The following is a 25,561-nucleotide window of genomic DNA, read 5'->3' as shown; positions in this document are numbered from 1 at the left end:
TTGATCCCCATCACATCCTGAACACGCCGAACTTGGTGTCGGCGATAGGCGCGTTGAGCGCCGCCGACAGGCTGAGCGCCAGCACCTCGCGCGTCTTCGCCGGGTCGATGATGCCGTCGTCCCACAGCCGCGCCGACGAATAGAGCGGGTGTCCCTCGCGCTCGTATTTCTCCAGGATCGGCGCCCGGAACTCGGCCTCCTCCTCCTTCGACCAACTGCCGCCCTTGCGCTCGATGCCCTCGCGCTTGACCATGGCGAGCACGGTCGCCGCCTGTTCGCCGCCCATCACCGAGATGCGCGCGTTGGGCCACATCCACAGGAAGCGCGGCGAGTAGGCCCGCCCGCACATGCCGTAATTGCCGGCGCCGAACGAGCCGCCGATGATGATCGTCACCTTCGGCACCTGGGCGGTTGCCACCGCGGTCACCAGCTTGGCGCCGTCCTTGGCGATGCCGCCGGCCTCGTATTTTGCCCCCACCATGAAGCCGGTGATGTTCTGCAGGAACACCAGCGGGATCTTGCGCTGGCAGCACAGCTCGATGAAATGCGCGCCCTTCAGCGCGCTTTCGGAAAACAGCACGCCGTTGTTGGCGATGATGCCCACCGGCATGCCGTGGATATGGGCAAAGCCGGTCACCAGCGTGGTGCCGTAGTTCTGCTTGAACTCGTCGAAATCCGAACCATCCACCACGCGCGCGATCACCTCGCGCACGTCATAGGGCTGGCGCAGGTCGGCGGGGATGACGCCATAGACTTCTTCCGGAGCATGAACAGGCGGAATCGCTTTCTTCAAGACGAGCCCGATGTCCTTCTTCCGATTCAGGTTTTTGACGATGCGCCTGACGATCGCCAGCGCATGTTCGTCGTCCACGGCGTAGTGGTCGGCGACGCCCGAGACGCGCGTGTGCAGGTCGGCACCGCCCAGTTCCTCGGCGCTCACGTCTTCGCCCGTCGCTGCCTTCACCAGCGGCGGTCCGGCCAGGAAGATCGTCGCCTGATTGCGCACCATGATCGTTTCGTCCGACATCGCCGGTACATAGGCACCGCCCGCCGTGCACGAACCCATCACACAGGCGATCTGCGGAATGCCCGCTGCCGACATGTTGGCCTGGTTGAAGAAGATGCGGCCGAAGTGGTCGCGGTCGGGAAACACCTCGTCCTGGTTAGGCAGGTTCGCCCCGCCGGAATCGACAAGGTAGATGCAGGGCAGATTGTTCTGCAGCGCGATCTCCTGCGCCCGCAGGTGCTTCTTCACGGTCAGGGGATAGTAGGTGCCGCCCTTCACCGTGGCGTCGTTGACCACCACCATGACTTCGGTGCCTTCGACCCGGCCGATGCCGGCAATCAGCCCGGCCGAGGCGATGTCGCCGCCATAAAGTCCCCAGGCGGCGAACTGGCCGACCTCGAGGAACGGCGAGCCGGCGTCGAGCAACTGCGCCAGCCTCTCCCGGGGCAGAAGCTTGCCGCGCGAGGCATGCCGCTTGCGCGCGTCTTCCGAGCCGCCGCGCTCCACCGTTGCAGCCTTGTCGCTGATATCGGCCACCAGCGTTCGCAGGCGCGCGGAATTGGCCTTGAAGCTTTCGGAGGAGGGGGAGAGCTGGGAGTGGAGCGTCGGCATTTTTCCTCTTGGAGTGATACCCATGCGGTGCTGCGCCCAAGGCGCGAAGCAGTCATGGTGGGGTGGCGAATCTAACGCACTAGCCTCGTAATTTCGGCGAAGTCCAGCATCGTCTGCGCTCTAGCGTATGACCTCTATCTTGCAGCCGACGTCGAGGTCGGCCCATTTCCGGTCGGCAGTAACAGCCGTTCGTTCAGTCAGTATCGCCAGCGCCAGGCAGGCGCGGTCGCCCAGCGACAGGCCCTTGTGGCGCGTCGTTGAACGAAGGTGCCCGGCGACCAGCGCAAGGTGATGGTCGAACGACACTACCTCAAGATGCATGTTCTCATACTGCTGCCGCACGGCAACTTCGTCGTAGCCCTTGTCGATCAGCTTCGAGATGACCTCCGTGGTGTTGACCGCACAGATCACGCTCTTGTCGACGAGCGCGTGCACCCGGTCGGCTCCAGGCTCTTGCAGCATGGCAGCCAAGACCGCCGAAGCGTCGAGCACGATCACTCTTCACCCCACATCGCGCGGCGCTCGGCCAGAAACTCGTCAACAACGCTCTCGCCCGGCTTCTTGTACTTGGCCATTTCCTCTTGGACCCGAGTGAGGGCCATCTGGTGTGAGATCAGCTTCAGTTCTCCGCCCTCGACATGGGCTACAAGATCGTCGCCGGGTTTGATGCCCATTTCCTCGCGCATGGCAGCGGGGATGACGACCCGGCCGCCGTCGCCCACGCGCAGGCGCTCGAACTTTGGCGGCTTGCGCAGCAATTCGTCCCTGATCCTGGAGCTGTGTGGCTTCTGCGGCTCCTCGGCGAAGCCCTTCGGTGTATCTGGCTCAGTCATGGCATGAACCTCGATCTGTGGCAGAAAGCGAGATTGTGCCATGAATGGCCATTTGCGGCAAATTGCAGTCGGAGGTGTTGCGAAACCTCTGATTGTTTTGGCTTGATAACGTTGCGGAATGCGTGTATCTGCCCGCTCCCGATAGGGCGCGCTGCTGGCTCGTCCGCGGGTTCCGCAACCTGTCCTCTTGGAGACGACCGATGAGACGCATCGATATGCGCCTGGCATTCCGTCTCCCTTCGGCAAAAGGCTGAGGCCGCCGAAGGGCGGCTCTTTCACACCTTGAATTCACCGAAGTTGCAGGGGAGCGCGCCGCCGTTGAGGCCGCGCGGTTGTCATCATGTATGTGCGTTTCGTCACGCCACTCATCCACCCGAACAGCCGGGTGGAGGCCGGCTTCTTCCAGGCCTCCTGGTATCTCTACCGGAACGGCTGCCCGGACTGGATCCTGGCCGAGTTGCGCGAGCAGTTCGACTGGTTCAATGCGCATTTGCCGGTGCCCGACAGGATCGGCCGCCACTTCAAGCGGCGTAACTCGATCTGGGGCATCTGCTGGTTCAATCCGGGTGCCGCCGAGGCCATCAGCCGTGCGCGTTACTGCGCCTGGCTGATCGGCGAAGGCGGTCTGCCGGTTCGGAGCATCAAGACTGCCGGCCAGCGCGAGGTCATCTGGCGCGACGCCCATCAGATCGTGTCGAAGCCGACCGACGATCTGCCAAGGGCTTTCCAGTGACCAGGCGGGAGGCGTCATCAGCCTTCCGCCATGATCTCGCGACCGATCAGCCAGCGCCTGATTTCGCTCGTGCCGGCGCCGATCTCGTAGAGCTTGGCGTCGCGCAGCAGCCGGCCGGTGGGATAGTCGTTGATGTAGCCGTTGCCGCCGAGAAGTTGCAGTGCGTCGAGCGCCATCTGGGTCGCCTTCTCCGCCGCAAACAGCACGCAGCCGGCGGCGTCCTTGCGTGTCGTCTGGCCGCGGTCGCAGGCCGCCGCCACCGCATAGACATAGGCACGCGCGGCATTCATCGTCGAATACATGTCGGCGAGCTTGCCCTGGACGAGCTGGAATTCGCCGATCGGCTGGCCGAACTGCTTGCGGTCATGGACATAAGGCACGGCGACATCCATGCAAGCCGCCATAATGCCGATCGGCCCGCCGGCCAGCACCACGCGCTCATAGTCGAGGCCCGACATCAGCACTTCGACGCCGCGGCCTTCCTCGTGCAGCACGTTTTCAAACGGCACCTCGACATTGTCGAACACCAGTTCGCCGGTGTTCGAGCCGCGCATGCCGAGCTTGTCGAGCTTCTGCGCCACCGAAAAACCCTTCGTCGTCTTTTCGATGATGAAGGCGGTGATGCCGCGCGATTTCCGGTCAGGGTCGGTCTTGGCATAGACCACCAGCGTATCGGCATCGGGGCCGTTGGTGATCCACATCTTGGAGCCGTTGAGTACATAGCGGTCGTTGCGCTTCTCGGCCCGCAGCCGCAGCGAGACGACGTCGGAGCCCGAGCCGCTTTCCGACATGGCGAGTGCGCCGACATTCTCGCCCGAGCACAGCTTGGGCAGGTATTTCGCCTTCTGCTCCGGCGTGCCCCAGCGCTTGATCTGGTTCACGCACAGGTTCGAATGCGCGCCATAGGACAGCCCGACCGAAGCCGAGGCGCGGGAGATTTCCTCCACCGCCACGACATGGGCGACATAGCCCATTTCGGAGCCGCCATATTCGCCTTCGGCAGTGATGCCGAGCAGGCCCAGCGCGCCGAGTTCCTGCCACAGATGGGCGGGGAACTCGTTCGAGCGGTCGATGTCGGCGGCAATCGGCGCAATGCGCTCCTGGGCGAAGCGCCGCACCATCTCGCGCAGGCTGTCGATGTCCTCACCGAGCCCGAAGTTCAGCGTCTTGTCGTACATGCCGGTCCTCCGTATTGGTCTTGGCGCCCGTCAGGCGCATCGTCATGGCGAGATAGGTCGCCGTCACTTCATCGACCGACAGCCTCTCATCGGGACGAAACCAGACGATGACACCCGTGATCATCTGGATGATTGCCATCGCCGTCAGCCCGGTGTCGTCGACTTCCAGCAAGCCGGCATCCGCGCCGTCGCGCAGGATAGTCCTGAGCTCCTTCTCATAGGTGGTGCGGAGCTTGAGGATGTTGGTCAGATTATCGCGCGAAAGGCTGCGCAATTCCATGTTCGAGACATGGGTGGCGTGCCGGCGTTCGACGTGGAATCGAATGTGGTTGGCGACAAAGCTGGTCAGCCTCGCCACTGGATCGTCATTGGCCGGGCGCGCCGCGTCCCAGGTGGCGGCCAGCTCTTCCATGTGCTCGCGCATCAGCGTGTGGAGCAGGTCTTCCTTGGTCGGGAAATAGCGATAGAGCGCAGCCGCCTGGACACCGACTTCAGCCGCCATCTGGCGCATCGTCACGGCCTCATAGCCGTGGCGCGCGATCAGCTGCACGGCAGCGTCGCGTATTGCCGCTTCCGTCCTGCCGCCGTCCGAACCCGCCGTTCGTGCCATGTCAGCCATTCCTCCCGAATGGCCAATTAATAAAACGGACGTTTAATTAATTCAAGTGGCGGGGGTCGTGGCCTTGGCAGTCGAGATAAATCGACGTCAGTCGCTGCGGAAGGCGCGGCTTGCCTGGTCGCTCAAGGGCTTGAACAGATAGGAAAGCACCGTGCGGTCGGTGGTCTTGAGAAACACCTCTGCCGGCATGCCGGGCTTGAGGTCCGGCTTGCCGGCCTGTTCCAGGCTCGTGGGCGACAGCGCGATGCGCACGGCATAGTAGGAGAGTCCGGCCTTCGGATCTTCGATCATGTCGGGCGAAACCCGCTCGACTGTGCCTTCCACTTCCGGCGTCGTCTGCTGGTTGAAGGCCGAGAGCCTGAGCGTCGCCGGCTGGCCAATGCGAACCTGGTCGATATCCTGAGGCTGGACGCGGGCCTCGACCACCAGCGCATCCGCCGTCGGCACGATCTGCATGATCGCTTCGCCAGGGGTGACAACGCCGCCGACCGTATGGATGGCGAGTTGGTGGACCCGGCCGGCTTGCGGCGCGCGGATGTCGATCTGTTTCAGCGACTGCATGGCGGCGACCTGCCGTTCCCTCAGCTCTCCGGCCTTGCCGTCGATCTCGCGCAGGTCGCCCGCCACCTGGCTGCGCATGTCCTGGTCGATCTGGATGATGGCGAGTTCGGTCTCGCTGATCCGGCCGCGCGTCTGCGCCGCAGCTGCTGTCAGCTGCCCGTCCTCGCCGTCAAGCTGCGCTTGTGCCCGCTGGCGATCCGCCAGCCGGGAAATGGGCACCAGCTTCTTCTTCCACAGCTCCTGCATGCCCCCGAGTTCGACCTTGATCAGGGCGATCTCCTGCTGCTTGCTTTTCTGCTGGGCTTCGATGCCGGAGATTTCCTGCCGGAACTGGGCAATGCGTTCGCGCAGCTGCGATACCTGCCCATCCCGCGCCTCTCGCCTCAGGGCAAAGAGCTTGTTTTCGCCGTCGATCAGCTGGGCGATCTCTGGATCGGACGCGCGTGCCGTCAATTCCTCCGGATAGACGACCGCGTCGGCACCGTCGCGCTCGGCCGTCAGGCGCGCCCGTCGGGCAATCAGTTCGTCCAGGCCATTGTCGACGATGGCGAGATTGGCCTTGGCGACGGTGTCGTCCAGCCTGACCAGTACCTCGCCTGCCGAAACGACGCTGCCATTGTGCACGTTCAGCGCGCCGACCACGCCGCCCTGCGGGTGCTGGACCGCCTTGACGTTCGAATCGACCACCAGATGGCCAGCAGCCACGACCGCACCCGACAGGCTGCTTGTCGCGGACCACAGGCCGAGTCCGCCCACCAGAGCCAGCGCGGCAAAGCCGCCCAGCCGCACGTTTCGTCTGATGGCATGGCGCAGCCGCAGCTGTTGCGGCGATGCGCCATCGATCGGCTTGGCGCCGTTGTCGAGCAGCGCAAGCGCCCGTGTCCGTACGGACACGACGAGGTCCCGCGCTGTCTTCAGCCGGTCTGCTGCAGAATGGTTTGCTATCAGTGTCATCGTCAGCCCGCCGTTCCCACCGCATGCAGCGGCACCGGCACCGGTTGCAGCGCCTGTCGTGCGATGTCGCTCTTCAGGCCGAACGCCTGCTGCTTGCCGCCGCCGAGGACCAGCAGGTAGTCCAATGCCGCGAGCGCGCTCGGCCGGTGCGCCACCACGATGACGATGCCGCCGCGCGCCTTGATGCGTTCGATGGCTTGCGTCAGCGCCTGGTCGCCGGCCGCGTCGAGATTGGAATTGGGCTCGTCGAGCACGACAAGGAACGGATCGCGATAGAGCGCGCGTGCCAGGGCCACGCGCTGGCGCTGGCCGGCGGAAAGGGCAGCACCGCTCTCGCCGATCTCGGTCCGGTAGCCCTCGGGCAGGCGCAGGATCATGTCGTGCACGCCTGCAGCCTTTGCCGCCGCGATGATCGTTTCGGAGGCCGCTTCGTCCTCGAAGCGCGAGATGTTCTGGCCCACGGTTCCAGCGAACAGTTCGACATCCTGTGGCAGGTAGCCGATATGGCGTCCAAGCGATTGCGTCGGCCACTGCTCGAGGGCGGCGCCATCGAGCCGGACCTTGCCGCGCATCAGCGGCCACACCCCGACCAGCGCCCGCGCCAGCGACGACTTTCCCGAGCCGCTGGGACCGATGACGCCCATGCCGCACCCGGCCTGGAGCGAGAATTCGACGTCCTGCACCACCAGACGCCGGTCGCCCGGCGCCACGACGCTTATACCTTCCACGGCCAGATCGGCGGTCGGTGCTGGAAGCTCCATGCCGTTCTCGGCGGCGGGCATGGCAGCGAACAGGCCGTCGAGGCGGTGCCAGCTCTGGCGCGCGTTGAGGAAGCTTTTCCAGTGCGCGATGGCGAGTTCGATCGGTGCCAGTGCACGCGAGGTCAGGATCGAACTGGCGATGATGATGCCCGGCGTCGCCTGCTGGTAGATGACCAGATAGGCGCCAAGCGCCAGCACCATCGACTGCAGCATCATGCGCAGGATGCGCGATACCGCGCCAAATCCGCTCGTCAGGTCGCTGGCGCGTTCCTGGGCCTCGCGAAAATCGCCATTCGCCTGGCCCCAGCGTGTCGCCAGCCGGTCGCTCATGCCCATCGCCACGAGTACCTCGGCGTTGCGGGCGCTTGATTGCGCGATGGCGCTTCGCCTTGTGCTGAAGCCCGACATCGCCTTGGTCGGTCCGCGTACCAGGCGGTCGGTCAGAACCGTCAGCGCCACAAGCAGCAACGCACCGATCAGCGCTGCGACGCCGATCCAGGGGTGGAAGAGAAAACAGATGCCGACATAAAGCGGCATCCACGGCAGGTCGAACAGGGCTGCCGGTCCGGCGCCGGAGAGAAAGCCGCTGACCTGGTCGAGGTCGCGCAGCGCCTGCAGGCCTTCGCCACGGTCGCGTGTGCGCAGGGGCAACCGAACGATGCAGTTGAACACGCGGCCGCTGATGATTTCGTCGATGCCCGCGCCGATCCGCGTCAGCACGCGTGCCCGGACCGCTTCAAGCACGCCCTGGAAGGCGTAGAGCACCGCAACCAGGATGATCAGCGCCACAAGCGTAGGCACGCTGCGGCTCGGCAGCACGCGGTCGTAGACCTGCAGCATGAACAGCGAGCCGGACAGCATCAGGATGTTGATCAGGCCGCTGAAGCCGGCAACGGCGACGAACGTGCCCCGGAAGGAGCCGAGCGCATCGCGCAACTCGGAGCGGCGGTTCGGGTCATTCGCAAGCGGGTTGGTCAGGACTTATCCCCCATGGCAGCCGGTCGGCGGCAATGCGGCGGGCCTCGCCGAAGCGAAGCCCGCCTTCTTGGTGTCGCAAGAAAAATCAGGCGACGAGGTCGGCGTTCTGGTGGCCCGAATGTGCGGCCATCTGTGCCAGGATCTTGGCGACCGCCGCCTGGGCAGCGTCGCCGGTATCGGCAACGGCGTGACCATCCGCAGGCAGGTGAGCCTGCAACGCTGCGATCACATGATCGACGGCCTGCTGCACGTGGCCGCCGTCGGCGATGTCGTTGACCTGGTCGGCATTGACGTGCGCGGCCACCTTCGAGCTGAAGTTGAAGTGGTCGCCGTCGAACGCCACCGACTTCTTGGCCGTGGCGTCGGCGGAGCCGGCAACTTCACGCGCACCGCGCGTTCCCTGATCCTGGCCGGAATGGTCCATCTTCTTGAAGAAGTCGGCGAGCCAGTTGTTGGCGGGGTTGCCTCCGGTGCTGTTGCCACCGGTGCTGCCCGTGTCGGTGTTGTCGGCAACGTCGACCGGCTTCGTCGGCGCCGTCGGTGCGGCCGTGGCTGCATCCTCGGCAGAATCCGTGGCCGCCAGCGTGCCCGACTTCATCACCGGGTCGATCAGGTCCTTCTTGACATTCTTGGTGCCGATCGTCGCGGTCTGGGTCGACGTTGCGATGTTGGCGCCCGAGAAGGTCACCGTGTAGGTGCCGGGCTTCAGCACCAGGTCGTAACCGCCTGCTGCCGAGGTCGTGGTCTTGAAGGTCTGGCCGGCGGAGTTCTTCGCCGTCACCGTGACCGCACCAAGCCCTTCACCGGGATCGTAGAAGCGGTCGCCGTCCTTGTCGTCGAAGGCAACACCCGTCAGGAACAGGTCCGAGCCGGTCTTGGCGAAATCTTCGGTCACGAAGGCGCTCGAACGGCCCTTGTAGTCGCCGACTTCGTAGCCGAGGCCGACTTCACGGAAGTTCGGGTTGAGGATGTTCGCCCGGTGCCCGGAGGAATTCATCAGGTTGGTGTGGAGCAGCTTCACTTCGTCGGTGTAGCCGGTCGGCGCGCGGGTCGTGGCCCAGGCGATGTTCTCGCCGGTCGCCCAGGAGCCGCTGAGCGTGTAGCCGGCCGCCTTCATGCGCGTCGTCGGCGACGTGCCGCCGGAACCGGTGTGTGAAAAGACGTCTGCCGAAAGCATCCATCTGTCGTGATTTTCGGCGGCTTCGCTAAGGTCGTTGTCGAATGCCAGAGGCTGGGCGCCTGTCTTGGCGCGCTCCGCGTTGATGAGCTCGAGCAAATACTGCTCGTTGGCGCTGTGCTGAGGCATAGGGTCTCCCCGGTTGGTTCTTGATTGCTGTTGGACCCCCAATGTCCCCGTCCGCCCGAAAACTGGCCTAGGTAGGAACTGTGTTAATGATGCGGCGCTGAAATGAATAAATTAGGATATGCGCATATATCTTCGCGCAGACGTACGCTGCGGCAAGCGTAGCGCCTATCGACGGTTGAAATCGTCTGTTTCGATCAGGCGCCGCGGGCGGCAGCAATTGCCTTCGGCAGCACTTCGGCGAAGATGTCGAGCTCGTGGTCGAGGCCAACGCTCACCCGGATGCAGCGGTCGAGTACCGGTGCCATCGGCTTGCGGATGAAGACGTCGCGCGCCAGCATGTTGCGCATCACGGCAAGCGCAAAATCGGCATCGCCGCCGCAGTCGATGGTGACGAAATTTGTCGCCGAGGGCAGGGGCTTCAACCCATTGTCCCTGGCGATTGCCGCGATGCGCTCGCGTCCGGCCGCCACCTTGGCGACCACCTCGGCCAGGTAGGCCTGGTCGGCAAGCGCTGCTTCGCCGGCGATCTGCGCCATCCGGCTGACGCCGTAGTGGTTGCGGACCTTCTCGAAACTGGCGATCACATCAGTATCGCCGAAGGCATAGCCGCAGCGGATGCCGGCAAGCCCATAGGCCTTGGAGAAGGTGCGCATGCGCACGACATTGGGCCGCGAAATGTCGACAGGCGGCAGCGCCGAGGCGGGCGCGGTCTCGCCATACGCCTCGTCCAGTATCAGTGTCGTCGTCTCGGGCAGTGCCTTGATGAAGCGCAGGATGTCGCCCGCTTCCCACCAGCTACCCATCGGATTGTCGGGGTTGGAGAGATAGACGACCGGTGCGTTCTCGCGCCGCACGGCGGCGAGCAGGCCCTCGAGATCTTCCTTGTCGTCGCGGAACGGCACCGGCACCAGGCGGGCGCCGACGCTGGCGACGTGGAAATTGAAGGTCGGATAGGCGCCGAGCGAGGTGACAACCGGCGTGCCTTCCGTCGCATACATGCGAACGACGAGGTTCAGCAGGCCGTCGATGCCTTCGCCGACCACCACATTCTCGATGCCGATGCCGAGATGGCGTGCCAGCGCGACCTTGAGGTCGTGATTGTCGGGATCGCAATATTTCCACATCTCCGCCGCGGCCTCGGCCATGCGCACGATGACGCGCGGGGAGGGGCCGAAGCCGCTCTCGTTCGCACCGATCCGGGCGCGGAACGGCTTGCCGCGCTCGCGCTCCTGGGCTTCCGGGCCGACAAAAGGCACGGTCGCGGGAAGGGCATGGATGACGGGCGTGAGCGACGGGCGATTGGGCATGAGGCAACTCTTGAAGATCGAACGGAACATCGGCGCCTGCGCCGACGATAGGACCCTGCCTATACGACACAAAAGCTGCAAGGTGCAGCGCTTTATTGAGGCTGGCTCGACGCTCCCGCGCTCCCGTCCGATTCAGGGCGAGTTAAGGAGAAAACCGCGCCCCGGGAGGCGCGGTTGTTGGCTGTGGAGGCTGGCGGCCGCTCCGAATCCGTCGTCAGTGCCGCTCCAGCACCACCACGCAGCGGTCGAGATCGTTCGTCGCCAGATGCGCATAGCGCATCGTCATCGACAAGGTCTGGTGGCCGAGCCACATCTGCACGCGGCGGATGTCGATGCCGCCCTGCACCAGGCGCGAGGCGCAGGTGTGGCGCAGGATGTGCGGCACCACCTGGTCGTCGGCACCCAGGCCTACTTCCGCCTTGGCCTCGTTCCAGATCGCCCGGTACTGCGGTTGCGTCAGCATCGCGAACGGCCCCTTTGGCCGCGGGCCACGATCGGCCGGCCATTTGGTCGTTTCCCGGGCGCGGGCGGTCAGCGGGATGGTGCGGCTGCGTCCCGATTTGGTGATCCAGAAGCTGACGCGTGTGTCCTGGATGTCGTTCCAGATCAGGCCCAGCGCCTCGCCGAGCCGGCAGCCCGAATCGACCAGGAACACGGAAAGCCGATAGGCGTCCTCGCTCTTGGCCTTGATCGCGGCGAAAAGCCTGTCCTCTTCCTCGAGCTCGAGGAAGCGGATTCGTCCCGCCCGTTCCTTTTGGCGTCGGAACTCCGGCAGGCTGTGGATGTCACCCATCTTGTAGGCCTTGCGCAGTAGCTTGCTCAGTGCGGCCATCTTTCGATTGATGGTCGCGTTGCTGTTACCGCGTTGGCGCAGGGAGCCTATCAGTCCGTCGAGCGCCTCCTGGGAGAATGCACTGAAGCGTTCGCCTAGAAGAATCTCGTCGATCTCGCCGATGAAGGAGCTGACGTTGTATTTGTGCTTTCCGTCATCCCATAAAATATCTTTGTATTGAGAAAAAAGCTCTAAAACCCTGAATGACTTTACTTCTTTGATGGTGCTGAAATTGTATGTGACTTTGCAATTAGTCATCAGGGCGGCTGAATGATGGCCGCTCATAATATCGTTCCGTGAAGTTGACTTCTTCATAATGAGTGTCGGCAACCGTCCCGTGACTGGAGGCAATGGGTACTCCAGTGGATGGCGGCCTACAAGATGACGGCGGCGAACGACAACCCTACGGGAACATCACGATTTCGTTCCCCCTGTCGTGAACCGTGCTTTACAGCGTCTGTCTCCTCCTTCGTGCAGTCAGGTTCCCAGCGCTTTCCGCTGGTAGAAAAACGGCCCGGGATTCTTGCGAAGCCCGGGCCGTCTTAATCGTTACGACGTCAGTCGATTAGAACGAGGCGTCGAGACGGAGGAAGCCGTTGAACGAGCCGTCTTCGAAGCTGTCGCCGTCGTCGTAGTTGAGGGCGAGCTTGGCGTTCAGGTTCTCGACGATCGTGTAGTCGATGACCGCACCAACCGTCCAGTCGTCGTTGCCAACGTCAACGGTCTCGCCGGTGATGAAGTTACCGAAGTGCGAGTCAGCAAAGTACTGGCCGCCGAAGCCGAGGCGCAGCTTTTCGTTGACCTGGTACTTCAGGTAACCACCAACCGACCATTCGTAGCCGGCGTAGAAGTCGGCCAGACCGAACCAGGTGGCGCCCGACTCGTAAGCTGCGAGCAGCTCGACGGTCAGAGCATCGGTCGCCTTGACGCGAGCGATACCCTTGAGGGCGAATTCCGAGAAACGATCGTCATAGCCGGCGAACAGGTCGACCGAACCCCAGCCCTGCGACACCGAAACCTTGCCGGTGATGAGCGGGATGTAGTCGAAGTTGTTGTCTTCTTCTTCCAGGCCGAGCGACACTGCGATGCCGTTGCCGGCGTCGAAGGTGTAACGGATCTGGTTGATGAAGTCGCCGCCGCCGGCGTCGAACTCGCCGCCCAGGTCGCCGTCGAACAGGGTGTCGTTACGGCCGACCATCAGGCCGCCCAGCTCGAAGAAGGCATAACGGATCTTCGAGGTCGTAGCGTCGGTGTATTCGCGGAAGCCGTCAACGTCAGGATCGCCGAATTCGCCGCCGTTGTTGGCGTATTCGAGTTCGATGAAGCGGCGGAACGTGCCGTATTCGGTTTCCGAACGGGCGTCGAGGTTCACGCGAGCCTTGGTGGTCTTGATCCAGCCGTCATCGCCGGTCGTCTCGGCCCAGCCGATCTCGTAACGAACGAGGCCGCCGACCTTGAGGCAGGTCTCGGTGCCGGGGATGTAGTAGAAGCCCGCGCCGTAAACGTCGCAGATGCGGACGTATTCCATGGGTTCCGGCTCAGCGACGACGACAGCGTCGGCCGCACGAGCGCCGGAGACTGCGAGCAGAGCCGCAGCGGAGCCGAGAAGAAGGCTCTTAATGTTCATTTTCTGACCTCCAGTCAAAAGTTTCAAAAGAGGGTCTGGGTATTTTTTGCTGAAGGACAGCGTTCCCTGCCCCATCCCCGTTTGAAAAAGATGCGCACCGCGCTCCCTCTTCGACCCCGACATTACCCATGAGCCGCCGCGGTTCAACAACCAACGCAACCGGCAAGGGCGTCCCGGCGCTCTATCGGGAGGCGATGTTGCACAAATGACACGATTTGATGCCCCCCATAAAGAACTCATTAAGAAATGGCGGCGTTCGGGTGGCGATTTTCTGCCGATGGAGCTGCCCCCGGAAGTCCCCTGGTCTCGAATCGTGGGTGAACTCGTGGCTTTCCGGAGCGCGCCGGCGCCGACGATTCGCGCGCCACGTGGCCGGACTGCGCTTTTTCCGGTCGATTGATGCAAAGGCTTATTGATTGTGCCGCACCTTTTCTTTATCCAGCGGCGCAACGGAGAGGTGGCCGAGTGGTCGAAGGCGCTCCCCTGCTAAGGGAGTAGAGGTCAAAAGCTTCTCGTGGGTTCGAATCCCATCCTCTCCGCCAGCCTCAGGCTGCCATCTTTCCAGATCTTCAAAATCACCATCAATTTCAGTCACTTGCGGCTAAGTCCGCGGACGCAACGGTCGTTTCCGCCCGGATTTGGCGTCCGTTTTTTGGCCTTCCGGTCGCGATTCTGACTGGAGGTCAGAAAATGAACATTAAGAGCCTTCTTCTCGGCTCCGCTGCGGCTCTGCTCGCAGTCTCCGGCGCTCGTGCGGCCGACGCTGTCGTCGTCGCTGAGCCGGAACCCATGGAATACGTCCGCATCTGCGACGTCTACGGCGCGGGCTTCTACTACATCCCCGGCACCGAGACCTGCCTGCAGATCGGCGGCCTCGTTCGTTACCAGATCAACTTCGACGAGGATGACGAAGGTTTCCGCAAGCAGACGCTCGCTCGCGTCCATCTCGATGCGCGCTCGGAGACTGAATACGGCACGTTCCGTCGCTACATCCAGCTCCAGGGCGATATCGACGACGCTGAAGAAGGTTACAACGACGGCTACGATCACGATGGAACGGGCAACGTCTTCCTTCGTCAGGCGTATTTCGAGCTTGGCGGCCTGCTGGTCGGCCTCACTGACACGCTGTGGGATGGCGACCTGTCGGGTGAATTTGACGCTGCCGGCGGCACCCGCGTGAACCAGATCCGCTACACCTTCGATGCCGGCAACGGCATTGCAGTGTCGATCGGTCTGGAAGAGGAAAGCAACGACTTCGACTACATGCCGCTTGTCGTCGGTAAGGTCTCGATCTCGCAGGGCTGGGGTTCCGTTGACCTGTTCGCCGGTTATGACGACTTCTACGAAGAGTTCGCCCTCAAGGGTATCGCAAAGATCAAGGCAACCGACGCCCTTACCGTCGAGCTCCTTGCGACCTACGAGTCGGGTTCGACCTATTTCAGCAACGCTGACCCGTATATTGGTTCTGAATGGTCGCTCGGTGGTTTCCTGAAGTACCAGGTTAACGAGAAGCTGGCGATTGGTGCCGGTGGTCAGTACTTCGCTGACCTGACGGTCGATAACGTCAAGCTCAATGTTGATGCTTGGACGGTTGGTGCGGTCATCGACTACACGATCGTCGAGAACCTCAACGCCAAGCTGGCTCTGAACTACGGCGACAGCGACGCTCCGGCGGATGACGGCAACTTCTCCGGCTTCCTGCGTCTCGACGCTTCGTTCTAATCGGCTGAACAGCTGATCTGAAGAAAACCCGGCGGGCAACCGCCGGGTTTTTTCGTCTTGTGATGTGGTTCTCGGGGTAGGTGATTGATGTCCGATGCGGGCGCTGGTGCGAAGCGTCTCGACTTTTGCCGCTGCCGCCGAAGATTGCTAGCGGTCAGCCTGCTTCTGGAACTGACTTGTTCAGAAATCCGGTGATTCTTTCCGGCAGTCCCCCCGTCTCCAAAAATGGCGCATGCCCTTGGCCGCCAACCGTGACGGCCTCAAGGCGCGGATGCCTCCGCCCCATTTCAGCAAGCGTTTCCAGCGATAGCAGCCGTGAATTCTCCCCGCGGATCACCAGCATCGGCACTGATGACAGCGCCTCGAACTGCGGCCACAGGTCGGGCAGCGGTTGGGTCAGGTCCATTGCCAGTACCGTATTGATCAGGGCCGGGTCGTAGTCGGCAACGGGTCTGCCGTCTTCCTGGCGATAGATGGCATGCACGAATCGCTGCCAATCGGCCTCGATCAGCGCCGGAAAGGCCGCGCCGTGAATGGTCTTTTGCAGTTCGACGGCAGCGGCGAAGTCGGTTGGGCGAGGGGCGTTCTCAAGATACGACCGGATATACGCCAGCCCGGCCGGGTCGATCACCGGGCCGACGTCGTTGAGCACCGCCGCCTTGATCAGGCCAGGCCGCACCGCGCCCAGCACGTGCATGATCAGCCCGCCGCGCGACGTGCCGATGAAGGCAGCCTCGTCGATGCCCAACTCTTCGAGGCCTTTGACGATGTCGGCCGTTTCTACACCGACATTATAGTTCTGCCAGGTCGGGTCGTAGGCCGACAATCCGCGGCCGCGATAGTCGAAGCATATGATTCGGCGAGGATTTTCGGGATCGCCGGCGAGTTGAAGCGCGAGATCGTGAAAGTCCCTGCAATTGCGGGTGAGGCCCGGCAGGCAGACGACCGGCAACTGGCCCCGATTGTCGTTGCCATAGATGCGGGCATGGAGCGTCAGTCCGTCCTGCGCCGCATAGAAGAAGTCTGAAAAGCCTTCGCCGCCGGCCATAGTAGCGCTCTCCCCGCCTTGGCACGCCCATAGGCTGCCCGCGACTTAGCTACTAGGGCCGTTGCAGCAGGTCAAATGCTGGGGGATTACCGGCCTTTCACCAGGTCGCCCTCGATGTCGTAGCTGCCAGACAGCCGCATCTTGTAGACTTGGTAGTTCTCCATGACGCGCTGGACGTAGCTGCGGGTTTCCGAGAACGGGATGCGCTCGATCCAGTCTACGACCGTGTCGATGTCCCTGCCGCGCGGGTCGCCATAGCGCGCGATCCACTGGTCGGCGCGGCGCGGGCCGGCGTTGTAGCCTGCGAAGGTCAGCACGTAGGAGCCGTTGAAACGGCCGAGCTGCTGGCCGAGGAAATTCGCGCCCAGGGTGGCGTTGTAGCCGGCGTCGGACGTGAGGCGGTCCTGCGAGTAGGCCATGCCGGCCTTCTTCGCCAGATCCTTCGCCGTGCCGGGCATCAACTGCAGCAGCCCGCGCGCGCCGGCGCGGGAGATCGCCGAAACCTTGAACTCGCTTTCCTGCCGCGCAATGGCATAGGCCAGCGCCTTGCCGGAGCCGGAGATGTTCGCAGTCACCGGGATGACGCCGACCGGGTGCGACAGGGCGCCGACGTCGAGGCCGCGCTGGGCGGCAATCTTGCCAACGCGCAAGGCGAGATAGTGATTGTCCTGCTTCTCCGCCATGACCGCGAGCAGCGCCAGTTCGCCCGGGCTGTTCATCTGCGCGGCGAGATCGCGGTAGAGCATCTCGGCATAAACTGGGTATCCCGCCCCCTCGAGCCGTGTGATCGCGCTGACGGCCTCGCGCTGGGCAAAGGTCTGGCGATCGGCGGCGCTCGGCGCGGGGTAGGCGACGTTGAGCGCCTTGCGGCCGATCCGCTCGGCAGCAAGTTGCCCGTAGAAGGTCGTGCCGTAGGTGGCGGCGCGCGCGAAATGGTCCTTGGCATTGCCGGGGCCGCCGGCTTCCGCTGCCCGGCCGAGCCAGTAATAGGCGCGCGACAGCGAGATCGGGCTGCCGGCGATCTTGGCGATGCGCTCGAAATGACCCGCAGCCAGCTTGGCGTCGTTGAGGCCGCGCAGCGCATACCAGCCGGCGTGGAACTCGGCGTCGACCGCGTTGGTGGCACTTTCGGCCGAGTGCGCTGCAGCGATCCGGTAGGCGGTCTTGACGTCGCCGGCATCGAGCAATTCGCGCGACAGCACGCGTCGTTCGATCCACCAGGCGTCGGGATCGACCAGGCTGGCCCCGTCCTTCGGCGCCTTGAGCATGACGGCTGCGGCTTCGGTGAATTTCTCCTGCTTGCGCAGGTAGCGCGACTTGGCGAAGAAATAACCTGCCGAACGCTGTTTCGCAGGCACTGCCTCAAGCAGCGCAGCAGCCTTCTTGTCGCCCTTGATGACAGCAATCCAGGCGTCAACAAGCTGTTTTGCGCCTGCGAGTTCGGCGACACGCGCCGCCGAATTGGCCCGGTCGGCATAGAGCATCTTCTCCATGCGGATGCGGTGGTCTGCGGGCGGGATCAAGGCCGCGAATTCGGCGAGAATCGCGACTTCCTGTTTTGCCTCGAGCTTTTCGCTGCGCCAGAACGGGCCGATGGTTGCGCGCGCCGCCTTGGTGTCGCCGAGCGCAATCTGGGCGCGGGCGAGCAGCAGAGCACCCTCGATCGTCTGCGGCTCGCTGCCGGCGAAGGCCGAAACCACGATATTGGGCGCGGGGTTTTCGCGCGCCATGGCGCGTTCGCTGTTGCGGCGAAGCGTGGCGAGGCCCGGCCAGTTGGGCAGCGCCTGGGCGGCAGCCGCGATGTCGGCGCTTGGGACCTTGTCGCCGCCATTGATAGCGATTGCCCACATCAGGATGTGTCGGTCGAGCGCGGTCTCGGGCAAGCTGTCGCGCACGGCCCGCGCCTGCGTGAAATCGCCGCTCGACAGCGCATCGAGCCCGCTCTTGAGCTGGCCGATCGTGCCGAAGGCCGCGCGGACCGCGTCCGCCTTGCCGATCGAGGCGAACGGGATGGCCGACGTTGCCTGCGGGTCGAGGCTGGAACTCCCGGCGGGCGAGGGCGCCAGGGCAAGAAGAGCGCTGAAAAGCGCGACATGGTGCGGCCTGGCTGCCGGAATGATCTTGGTCATTCCCTATCCTTGCGGGGGGATGGTCGGGAGCGGTTCGTTCGAGACTAGGTTTATCTGGTGAAGAGCAGGTTAATGAAAGGTTATCGCGGTCGTTCGATTCGAACTCATATAAGTGTCGGTCACACTTGCCGCAAATTGGTGTCGAGACTATGGTGCGCGGCCCCGCTTTCGGCTAGAAAGCCGGCGACATCAAACAGACCGTGAAACCGTAGGGTTCCTGGAGTTGGACGACATGCTGAGAGGCTCATTCACCGCGCTCGTGACACCATTCGACAAGAATGGCCGTCTCGACGAGAAAGCCTTTCGCGAATTCGTCGAATGGCAGATCGCCGAAGGCACCAACGGCCTTGTTCCGGTCGGCACCACCGGCGAATCGCCGACGCTGAGCCATGACGAGCATCGCCAGGTGGTGAAGATCTGCGTCGAGGTCGCGCGTGGCCGCGTGCCGGTCATCGCCGGCGCTGGCTCGAACAACACCGAAGAGGCCGTCGGCCTCGTGAAGTTCGCCGAAAGCGTCGGTGCCGACGCTGCACTGGTCGTCACGCCCTACTACAACAAGCCGACGCAGCGCGGGCTCTATGCGCATTTCGCCGCCTGTGCCGAGGCGACGACGCTCCCGATCATCATCTACAACATCCCGCCGCGCTCGGTCATCGACATGACGCCCGAGACGATGGGGCGGCTCGCGCACGACTTCAAGAACATCAAGGGCGTCAAGGACGCGACCGGCAAGGTCGAGCGCGTCTCCGAGCAGCGCATCACCTGCGGCAAGGATTTCATCCAGATGTCGGGCGAGGATGCCTCGGCGCTCGGCTTCAACGCCCATGGCGGCGTCGGCGCCATTTCGGTGACCTCGAACGTCGCGCCGCGTCTTTGCGCCGAGTTCCAGCAGGCGAGCCTTGCCAACGACAAGGACAAGGCGCTCGAGTTGCAGGACCGCCTGATGCCGTTGCACAAGGCGATCTTCATCGAGCCAGGCGCATCGGGTGCAAAATATGCCCTGTCGCGCCTCGGCAAGATCGAGAACGTGCTGCGTTCGCCGCTGATGACCGTCGAGGCGTCCACCGCCGAGAAGATCGACGCCGCGATGAAGCACGCGGGCCTCATCAACTGAGCCCGCAAGGGTTGCGGAACAGCTTGTCCGCAGCCATGTAGGGCTCTTTGGATCGTGCGTTCCCCGAGGCTCCGCGCCTCAGAATGAGGCAAGCCGTCCCGCTCCGTCCGCCAGTTCGCGTCTTTGGCGCTTGGTCTGGGCTGTTGCGGCAACTTCCTCGCCCTGAAAGTGCAAACCCTGGCTGGTCGAGGGGGAGCCCCGAAGGACGCACCAAACAGATTGCGATGCCATGAGCCAGGGCAAGAAGTCCGACCCCAACAACAAGATCGCCGCGGAAAACCGCAAGGCGCGCTTTAATTACGAGGTGCTCGACACGCTCGAGGCCGGCATGGTCTTGACCGGCACCGAGATCAAGTCGCTGCGTCTGGGGCAAGCCAACATCCAGGATTCCTACGCCTCGTTCGAGGGCGGCGAACTCTGGCTGATCAATTCCTATGTGCCGGAATACCTCCAGGCCAACCGCTTCAACCACGAGACCAGGCGCCGCCGCAAACTGCTCGTCAACAAGCGCGAGATGGCCAAGCTCGCCCAGAGCATCGAGCGCGAGGGCATGACGCTGGTGCCGCTCAAGATCTATTTCAACGACCGCGGCATGGCCAAGATGCTGCTTGCCGTCGCCCGCGGCAAGAAACTGCACGACAAGCGCGAGACCGAAAAGCAGCGCGACTGGAACCGCGAGAAGGGGCGTTTGCTCAAGGAGCGGGGGTAGCGGCGGGCCCTCCCTTCTCCCCTAGTGGGAGAATGTGCCCGAAGGGGCGGATGAGGGGTTCTGGATAGAGCGCGGCGATTCAGGTTCTGCCCCCGAGGCTCCTTCTCCATCCTCTCATTCCTTCCAACACCCCTCATCCGACCTCGCTTCGCTCGGCCACCACCCGGCCCTCCGCTATGGCTCCGGGCGTTCGTCGTTGGAAAAGCCAAATCGTTGGCTTTTCCTGGCCTTCGGCCACCACTCCTCACCCCACAAGGGGAGAAGGCAAGTGCTCGCCTTGCCACGCCCCGTTTCCGGTCTGGCCATTGTCATCCTTCGACAAGCTCAGGATGAGGTGGTTCGGGAAGCGGGGCGCGAGGCCGTGCCTTCCGATTGTAAGTTAGTGGCGCGACGTTCGCGCCCCGCCCGGTTGCTTGCCCCGCTCAGTCGCCTCGGCTTTCACCGCCAGCCGCCGCAAGGCCCGGACTTGGGGGCTCATCACCCAGCAGGAGATCCGACCTCCTGCCAGCCCGGCACCGGCGCTTCCCCCCGCTGCCCGGTGCGCACCGGGGTCCCGTGGAAGATCGCGAGGATGAGGATACGGGAGGTGGAGAGGGGCGTGGAAAAACAGGCGCGGCTATCCACGCGGGATGCTGACAGATGGTGACAGGCAGCATCGGAATTTTTGGCTCTGATTGGACTGTGGCGGCTGCGTCAACTTCACGGCATGGATCCCCGGGTCTTCGCACGTCGCTACGCTCCTGCTCCGCCCGAGGATGACGAAGGCGTTGAGGCCGCAGCCAATCGCCAACGTCGGCGACTAGCATCTGCCCATTTGCCAACAATTTCCGCATGTTCCTGCCAGTCGCCGCCGTCTACGATTTGCGACGGGCTCAATGCCTTCGTCATCCTCGGGCGGAGCAGGAGCGAAGCGACGTGCGGAGACCCGGGGATCCATGCCGTGACATTGAAGCTGCCGCCACGGTTCAGAAAAATTGCGCGAACGGGGAAACTCTATCCCCACACTCCAGCCCTAGTGCCAACTGATCATCCGGCTAAACAAGTGCGATGAGGCTCGGCCCTGCGAAGCCTCGTTTCCCGGCCGGCGTCGCAATGCGCGGTTAGCCAAAAGGCCGAAACCCGTGCGCAGTCGGGCTTTTTTGCGCTGAACCAACTGCGGGGAGGCAGGATTTAGGTCCGCAAGAATTCCGCTACGTCGCGGAAAACATTGACGAACATCTCTTCCGTCAGCACACCCGTATTGGTGTTGTAGCGCGAGCAGTGATAGCTCGAAAAAATTGCGAGATTGCCCACGTCGCAACGCGCGCCGTGCTTGAAGGGAACGGCGGCGACACGCGCGCCAAGCGCACGCACCGTCGACTGGTGCCCGATCGCGCCGAGCGTCAGGATCGCCCTCAGATTGGGAAAGCGCGCGATCGTCGGCACCAGGAAGGTGCGGCAGGTGTTGATCTCGGCGCCCACCGGCTTGTTGTCGGGCGGCACGCAGCGCACCGCATTGGTGATCGCGGTGCTGATCAGTTCGAGGCTGTCGTCGGGCCGCGCCTCGAACACGCCGCGCGCCATACCGAAGCGCTTCAGCGTGGCGTAGAGCAGGTCGCCGGCATAGTCGCCGGTGAAGGGCCGCCCGGTGCGGTTGGCCCCGCGCACTCCCGGCGCCAGCCCGACGATGAGGAAGCGTACGGCCTCCTCGCCTTCCGGGGGCAGGAAGGAGCGCACGGGCGCGTTGTACCAGCCCGGCTCGCGCTGCCGCCAGCCGGCAATGAAATCATGCAGGCGCGGGCAGAGCGGGCAATCCCGGTCGGGATCGACGGGCAGGGGCGACGACAGCATCAAACGTCGTCGGGCGCCGGTTCGACCGGGTCGACCTTGCGGACCGGGCGCTCGGAGGGTTCGCGGCCGATATCGGCCTTGAGCGTCATCAGGTCGATGAAATGATCGGCCTGGCGGCGCAGATCGTCCGAGATCATCGGCGGCTGCGAAGCCATGGTCGAGATCACGCTGACCTTGCGGCCGCGGCGCTGCAGTGCTTCGACCAGCGTGCGGAAATCGCCGTCGCCGGAGAAGATGACATAGTGGTCGACGACATCGGCCAGTTCCAGGGCATCGACGGTCAGCTCGATGTCCATGTTGCCCTTGATCTTGCGTCGCCCCGTGGCGTCGGTGAACTCCTTGGCCGGCTTGGTGACGACCTTGAAGCCGTTGTAGTCGAGCCAGTCGATCAGCGGGCGAATCGAGGAGTATTCCTGATCCTCGACAAGGGCGGTGTAATAATAGGCACGCAGCAGGTAGCCGCGCTTCTGGAAGGTGGAGAGAAGTTTGCGGTAGTCAATGTCGAAGCCCAACGCACGGGAGGTCGCGTAAAGGTTGGCTCCGTCGATAAAGAGTGCGATTTTCTCGCGCGGATCAAACATAGGAAAATTTCCTTGTTGAAATAGGCTGTCGCCAAATACGTCGATATCGAGCGTCCGGTTTCTCCCCAAATCAATGACTTGCCCCATGCGGCAAATATCGCCCGCGGTGGATCATTCCAAGAGGGGCAGGGTTGTGAAGCGGTAAAATAATTGTGGGTGGGTTGGTGGCGCGACGCTGTCGCTTGGAAGGCAAAGCAGGCTTCACGCTTGAATTGCGCGGCCTTTCAGGTTAATGCACGCGCCAGCTTTCCGTCAAATCCATGCATGAAAGGGGCACTTCATGGCCCGCGTAACCGTTGAAGACTGCATTGACAAGGTCGACAACCGCTTTGAGCTGGTGTTGCTCGCCGGCCATCGCGCCCGCCAGATCTCGCAGGGCGCGCAGATCACGCTTCCCCGCGACAACGACAAGAACCCGGTCGTGGCGCTGCGCGAGATCGCCGACGAGACGCTTTCGCCAGACGATCTCAAGGAAGACCTGATCCACTCGCTGCAGAAGCACGTCGAGGTCGACGAGCCGGAGCCGGAGGCGCCCGAGGCTGCCGACCAGACCACGGCTTCCGCCGTCGACAGCGATGAGCCGGAAGAGAACATCAACTTCGACCGCATGTCGGAAGAAGACCTGCTCGCCGGCATCGAGAGCCTGGTGGCGCCCGAGAAGAGCGACGACTACTGAGACCTGTTGAGAATTCTACCCTGCCGGCCACCTGAGGCGGCTTTCTCCGCTTCCGGCAGGGCGAATTCCCAAAAAGGCCTCGCGTCGAGCTAAACTCGCGCCAAACCGGCCAATCGGCACTTCCGCGCCGCCATATCAGTGTTTATCTATGACATGCGTCGCAAGCCCTTGCGGCGCATGATTCATTTCGAGTTCCGGGAAGCCGCCCATGATGCGTCAGTATGAGCTTGTCGAGCGCGTCCAGCGCTACAAGCCTGACGTCAACGAGGCGCTGCTCAACAAGGCCTATGTCTATGCCATGCAAAAGCATGGCCATCAGCGCCGCGCCTCGGGCGATCCCTATTTTTCGCATCCGCTCGAAGTGGCGGCGATCCTCACCGACATGCATCTCGACGAGGCGACGATCGCGGTCGCACTGCTGCACGACACGATCGAGGACACCAGTGCGACGCGCGCCGAGATCGACGAGCTGTTCGGCCCCGACATCGGCAGGCTGGTCGAGGGGCTGACCAAGCTGAAGAAGCTCGACCTCGTCTCCAAGAAGGCCGAGCAGGCGGAAAACCTGCGCAAGCTGCTGCTGGCGATTTCCGAGGACGTGCGCGTTCTGCTGGTCAAGCTGGCCGACCGCCTGCACAACATGCGCACGCTGCACCATGTGCCGGAGAGCAAGCGCCTGCGCATCGCCGAAGAGACGATGGACATCTATGCGCCGCTGGCCGGCCGCATGGGCATGCAGGGCATGCGCGAGGAGCTCGAGGAGCTCGCCTTCCGCTACATCAATCCAGAGGCCTATCGTACCGTCACCGAGCGGCTGGCCGATCTCTCCGAACGCAACAAGGGCGTGCTCGCCGACATCGAAAAGGCGCTGTCGGCACAGTTCGAGAAATACGACCTCAAGGCGACGGTGAAGAGCCGGCAGAAGAAGCCGTGGTCGGTGTTCCGCAAGATGGAGACCAAGGCGCTGTCCTTCGAGCAGTTGTCCGACATCTTCGGCTTCCGCGTCGTCGTCGACGGCGTCGAGGACTGCTATCGCGCACTCGGCGCGATCCACACCACCTGGTCGATGGTGCCGGGGCGGTTCAAGGATTACATCTCGACGCCCAAGCAGAACGACTACCGTTCGATCCACACCACCATCGTCGGTCCGTCGCGCCAGCGCATCGAGCTGCAGATCCGCACCCGCGAGATGAACAAGATCGCCGAATACGGCGTCGCTGCGCACTCTATCTACAAGGACAACGTGCCCAAGACCAATGGCGTCGGGCACCAGATCTCCAAGGAAACCAACGCCTACGGCTGGCTCAGGCGGACGATCGAGCAACTGGCAGACGGCGACAATCCCGAGGATTTCCTCGAGAACACCAAGCTCGAGCTGTTCCAGGACCAGGTCTTCTGCTTCACCCCGAAGGGCATGCTGATCGCCCTGCCGCGCGGGGCGACGCCGATCGATTTCGCCTATGCGGTGCATACCGATGTCGGCGACACCTGCGTCGGCGCCAAGGTCAACGGCCGGGTGATGCCGCTGATGACCGAGCTCAAGAACGGCGACGAGGTCGAGATCATCCGCTCCAAGGCCCAGGTGCCGCCGGCGGCGTGGGAATCGATCGTTGTCACCGGCAAGGCACGCTCGGCGATCCGCCGGGCGACCAAGAACGCCATCCGCAAGCAATATTCGGGGCTGGGCACCCGCATCCTCGAACGTACCTTCGAGCGTGCCGGCAAGAAGTTCTCCAAGGACAGCCTGAAATCGGTGCTGCATCGGCTGGCGCGCAAGGACATCGAGGATGTTTTGGCCTCCGTCGGGCGTGGCGAGTTGGCCTCCAACGACGTCGTCCGCGCCGTATTCCCCGACTATAAGGAAGAGCGCGTCACCCAGACGGCAAAGCCGCGCGAGGAAGGCTGGTCGAAGATCCGCAATGCCGCCGGCATGCTGTTCCAGATTCCGGGCCGTTCGTCGACGCCGCCGCGCAAGGAAAGCAAGCGCTGGGGTCCTGCGGTGCCGATCCGCGGCGTCAGCGGCGACCTGCCGGTGCGCTTTGCGCCCGAGGGTGCCGTGCCGGGCGACCGCATCGTCGGCATCATGCAGCCGGGTTCGGGGATCACCATCTATCCGATCCAGTCACCGTCGCTGATGGCCTTCGACGACCAGCCGGAGCGCTGGATCGACGTGCGCTGGGACCTCGACGAGGGCTCGAAGGAACGCTTCCCGGCACGCCTGACGGTGACGGCGATCAATGCTCCGGGCTCGCTTGCCGACATCGCCCAGGTGGTGGCGGCCAACGATGCCAACATCCACACGCTGTCGATGGTGCGCACTGCCCCCGACTTCACCGAGATGCTGCTCGATCTCGAGGTCTGGGACCTGAAGCACCTGAACCGGCTGATCTCCCAGCTCAAGGACAACACCAGCGTCAGCGATGCCCGCCGCGTCAACGGCTGACGACA

21 protein-coding genes and 1 tRNA gene are annotated in these 25,561 nt (G+C 63.4%); 7 read left to right on the top strand and 15 right to left on the bottom strand.

Going from position 1 to position 25,561, the window contains the following annotated elements:
* Positions 1-10 precede the first annotated feature (10 nt).
* From O1Y97_RS20495 to O1Y97_RS20485, 3 genes are all read right to left on the bottom strand, one after another.
* Positions 11-1,618: a carboxyl transferase domain-containing protein gene (locus O1Y97_RS20495; RefSeq protein WP_318762195.1), complete on the bottom strand. Its 1,608-nt coding sequence runs from the start codon at positions 1,616-1,618 to the stop codon at positions 11-13.
* 120 nt (positions 1,619-1,738) lie between these two features.
* Positions 1,739-2,110: a type II toxin-antitoxin system VapC family toxin gene (locus tag O1Y97_RS20490; RefSeq protein ID WP_199914502.1), complete on the bottom strand. Its 372-nt coding sequence runs from the start codon at positions 2,108-2,110 to the stop codon at positions 1,739-1,741.
* Positions 2,111-2,112: 2 nt separating this feature from the next.
* A complete protein-coding gene (locus O1Y97_RS20485) occupies positions 2,113-2,451 on the bottom strand; it encodes an AbrB/MazE/SpoVT family DNA-binding domain-containing protein (RefSeq protein ID WP_318762194.1) in 339 nt (112 codons plus the stop codon).
* 340 nt (positions 2,452-2,791) lie between these two features.
* On the opposite strand from O1Y97_RS20485, the gene O1Y97_RS20480 reads away from it, so the two are divergent.
* On the top strand, positions 2,792-3,184 hold the full coding sequence (locus O1Y97_RS20480; RefSeq protein WP_108608799.1) for a hypothetical protein: 393 nt from the start codon (positions 2,792-2,794) through the stop codon (positions 3,182-3,184).
* A 17-nt stretch (positions 3,185-3,201) separates the two neighbouring features.
* On the opposite strand, the gene O1Y97_RS20475 is transcribed toward O1Y97_RS20480, so the two are convergent.
* The 8 genes from O1Y97_RS20475 to O1Y97_RS20440 form a co-directional block, all read right to left on the bottom strand.
* Complete coding sequence (locus O1Y97_RS20475; RefSeq protein ID WP_108608798.1) at positions 3,202-4,362, bottom strand: isovaleryl-CoA dehydrogenase; 1,161 nt, start codon at positions 4,360-4,362, stop codon at positions 3,202-3,204.
* A complete protein-coding gene (locus O1Y97_RS20470; protein ID WP_108609982.1) occupies positions 4,328-4,972 on the bottom strand; it encodes a TetR/AcrR family transcriptional regulator in 645 nt (214 codons plus the stop codon). Before O1Y97_RS20470 ends, O1Y97_RS20475 begins: the two co-directional genes overlap by 35 nt.
* Positions 4,973-5,068: 96 nt before the next feature.
* Positions 5,069-6,496 (bottom strand): HlyD family type I secretion periplasmic adaptor subunit, encoded by a 1,428-nt coding sequence (locus O1Y97_RS20465; RefSeq protein ID WP_318762193.1) that lies wholly within the window; start codon positions 6,494-6,496, stop codon positions 5,069-5,071.
* A 2-nt stretch (positions 6,497-6,498) separates the two neighbouring features.
* Entirely contained in the window at positions 6,499-8,193 is a 1,695-nt protein-coding gene (locus tag O1Y97_RS20460) for a type I secretion system permease/ATPase (RefSeq protein ID WP_318762192.1), read from the bottom strand.
* 127 nt (positions 8,194-8,320) lie between these two features.
* Positions 8,321-9,541 carry a CAP domain-containing protein gene (locus tag O1Y97_RS20455; protein ID WP_318762191.1) on the bottom strand — a complete coding sequence of 407 codons (1,221 nt, stop codon included), beginning with the start codon at positions 9,539-9,541 and terminating at the stop codon, positions 8,321-8,323.
* A 194-nt stretch (positions 9,542-9,735) separates the two neighbouring features.
* Positions 9,736-10,848, bottom strand: coding sequence for a pyridoxal phosphate-dependent aminotransferase (locus tag O1Y97_RS20450; protein ID WP_318762190.1), 1,113 nt, complete (start codon positions 10,846-10,848; stop codon positions 9,736-9,738).
* Between the two features lie 214 nt (positions 10,849-11,062).
* Entirely contained in the window at positions 11,063-11,938 is an 876-nt protein-coding gene (locus O1Y97_RS20445; RefSeq protein ID WP_245439939.1) for a tyrosine-type recombinase/integrase, read from the bottom strand.
* A gap of 307 nt (positions 11,939-12,245) precedes the next feature.
* Complete coding sequence (locus O1Y97_RS20440) at positions 12,246-13,307, bottom strand: porin (protein ID WP_318762189.1); 1,062 nt, start codon at positions 13,305-13,307, stop codon at positions 12,246-12,248.
* A 451-nt stretch (positions 13,308-13,758) separates the two neighbouring features.
* On the opposite strand from O1Y97_RS20440, the gene O1Y97_RS20435 reads away from it, so the two are divergent.
* A tRNA-Ser gene (locus tag O1Y97_RS20435) sits at positions 13,759-13,849 on the top strand.
* A 148-nt stretch (positions 13,850-13,997) separates the two neighbouring features.
* On the top strand, positions 13,998-15,029 hold the full coding sequence (locus O1Y97_RS20430) for a porin (RefSeq protein ID WP_318762188.1): 1,032 nt from the start codon (positions 13,998-14,000) through the stop codon (positions 15,027-15,029).
* A gap of 154 nt (positions 15,030-15,183) precedes the next feature.
* Here O1Y97_RS20430 and O1Y97_RS20425 read toward each other — a convergent pair whose 3' ends face one another.
* Together O1Y97_RS20425 and O1Y97_RS20420 are read right to left on the bottom strand one after the other, a co-directional pair.
* The gene (locus O1Y97_RS20425; protein WP_318762187.1) at positions 15,184-16,077 is read right to left on the bottom strand and encodes an alpha/beta fold hydrolase; all 894 of its coding nucleotides are present in this window, start codon (positions 16,075-16,077) and stop codon (positions 15,184-15,186) included.
* Between the two features lie 86 nt (positions 16,078-16,163).
* Positions 16,164-18,206, bottom strand: a complete 2,043-nt coding sequence (locus O1Y97_RS20420; protein WP_318762186.1) for a lytic transglycosylase domain-containing protein — start codon at positions 18,204-18,206, stop codon at positions 16,164-16,166.
* Positions 18,207-18,438: 232 nt separating this feature from the next.
* Between O1Y97_RS20420 and dapA the strand changes: the two genes are divergently transcribed.
* Together dapA and smpB are read left to right on the top strand one after the other, a co-directional pair.
* Positions 18,439-19,320 (top strand): 4-hydroxy-tetrahydrodipicolinate synthase, encoded by an 882-nt coding sequence (gene dapA / locus O1Y97_RS20415; RefSeq protein WP_318762185.1) that lies wholly within the window; start codon positions 18,439-18,441, stop codon positions 19,318-19,320.
* Between the two features lie 229 nt (positions 19,321-19,549).
* Complete coding sequence (gene smpB, locus O1Y97_RS20410; RefSeq protein WP_108608786.1) at positions 19,550-20,029, top strand: SsrA-binding protein SmpB; 480 nt, start codon at positions 19,550-19,552, stop codon at positions 20,027-20,029.
* A gap of 1,170 nt (positions 20,030-21,199) precedes the next feature.
* Here smpB and O1Y97_RS20405 read toward each other — a convergent pair.
* On the bottom strand, positions 21,200-21,859 hold the full coding sequence (locus O1Y97_RS20405) for a uracil-DNA glycosylase (RefSeq protein WP_318762184.1): 660 nt from the start codon (positions 21,857-21,859) through the stop codon (positions 21,200-21,202).
* Positions 21,859-22,440, bottom strand: coding sequence for a LabA-like NYN domain-containing protein (locus O1Y97_RS20400; protein WP_318762183.1), 582 nt, complete (start codon positions 22,438-22,440; stop codon positions 21,859-21,861). Before O1Y97_RS20400 ends, O1Y97_RS20405 begins: the two co-directional genes overlap by 1 nt.
* 280 nt (positions 22,441-22,720) lie before the next feature.
* Here O1Y97_RS20400 and rpoZ point away from each other — a divergent pair, with 280 nt between their 5' ends.
* Positions 22,721-23,116: a DNA-directed RNA polymerase subunit omega gene (gene rpoZ, locus O1Y97_RS20395; RefSeq protein WP_108608782.1), complete on the top strand. Its 396-nt coding sequence runs from the start codon at positions 22,721-22,723 to the stop codon at positions 23,114-23,116.
* Positions 23,117-23,324: 208 nt separating this feature from the next.
* Positions 23,325-25,556: a RelA/SpoT family protein gene (locus tag O1Y97_RS20390; RefSeq protein WP_108608781.1), complete on the top strand. Its 2,232-nt coding sequence runs from the start codon at positions 23,325-23,327 to the stop codon at positions 25,554-25,556.
* The last annotated feature ends 5 nt before the right edge of the window (positions 25,557-25,561 follow it).

This window comes from Aminobacter niigataensis, assembly GCF_946995915.1.
Taxonomy (GTDB): Bacteria; Pseudomonadota; Alphaproteobacteria; order Rhizobiales; family Rhizobiaceae; genus Aminobacter; species Aminobacter niigataensis.
Note: the sequence above shows the minus strand (reverse complement) of the source record. Positions and strands in the feature narration are given on the sequence as shown.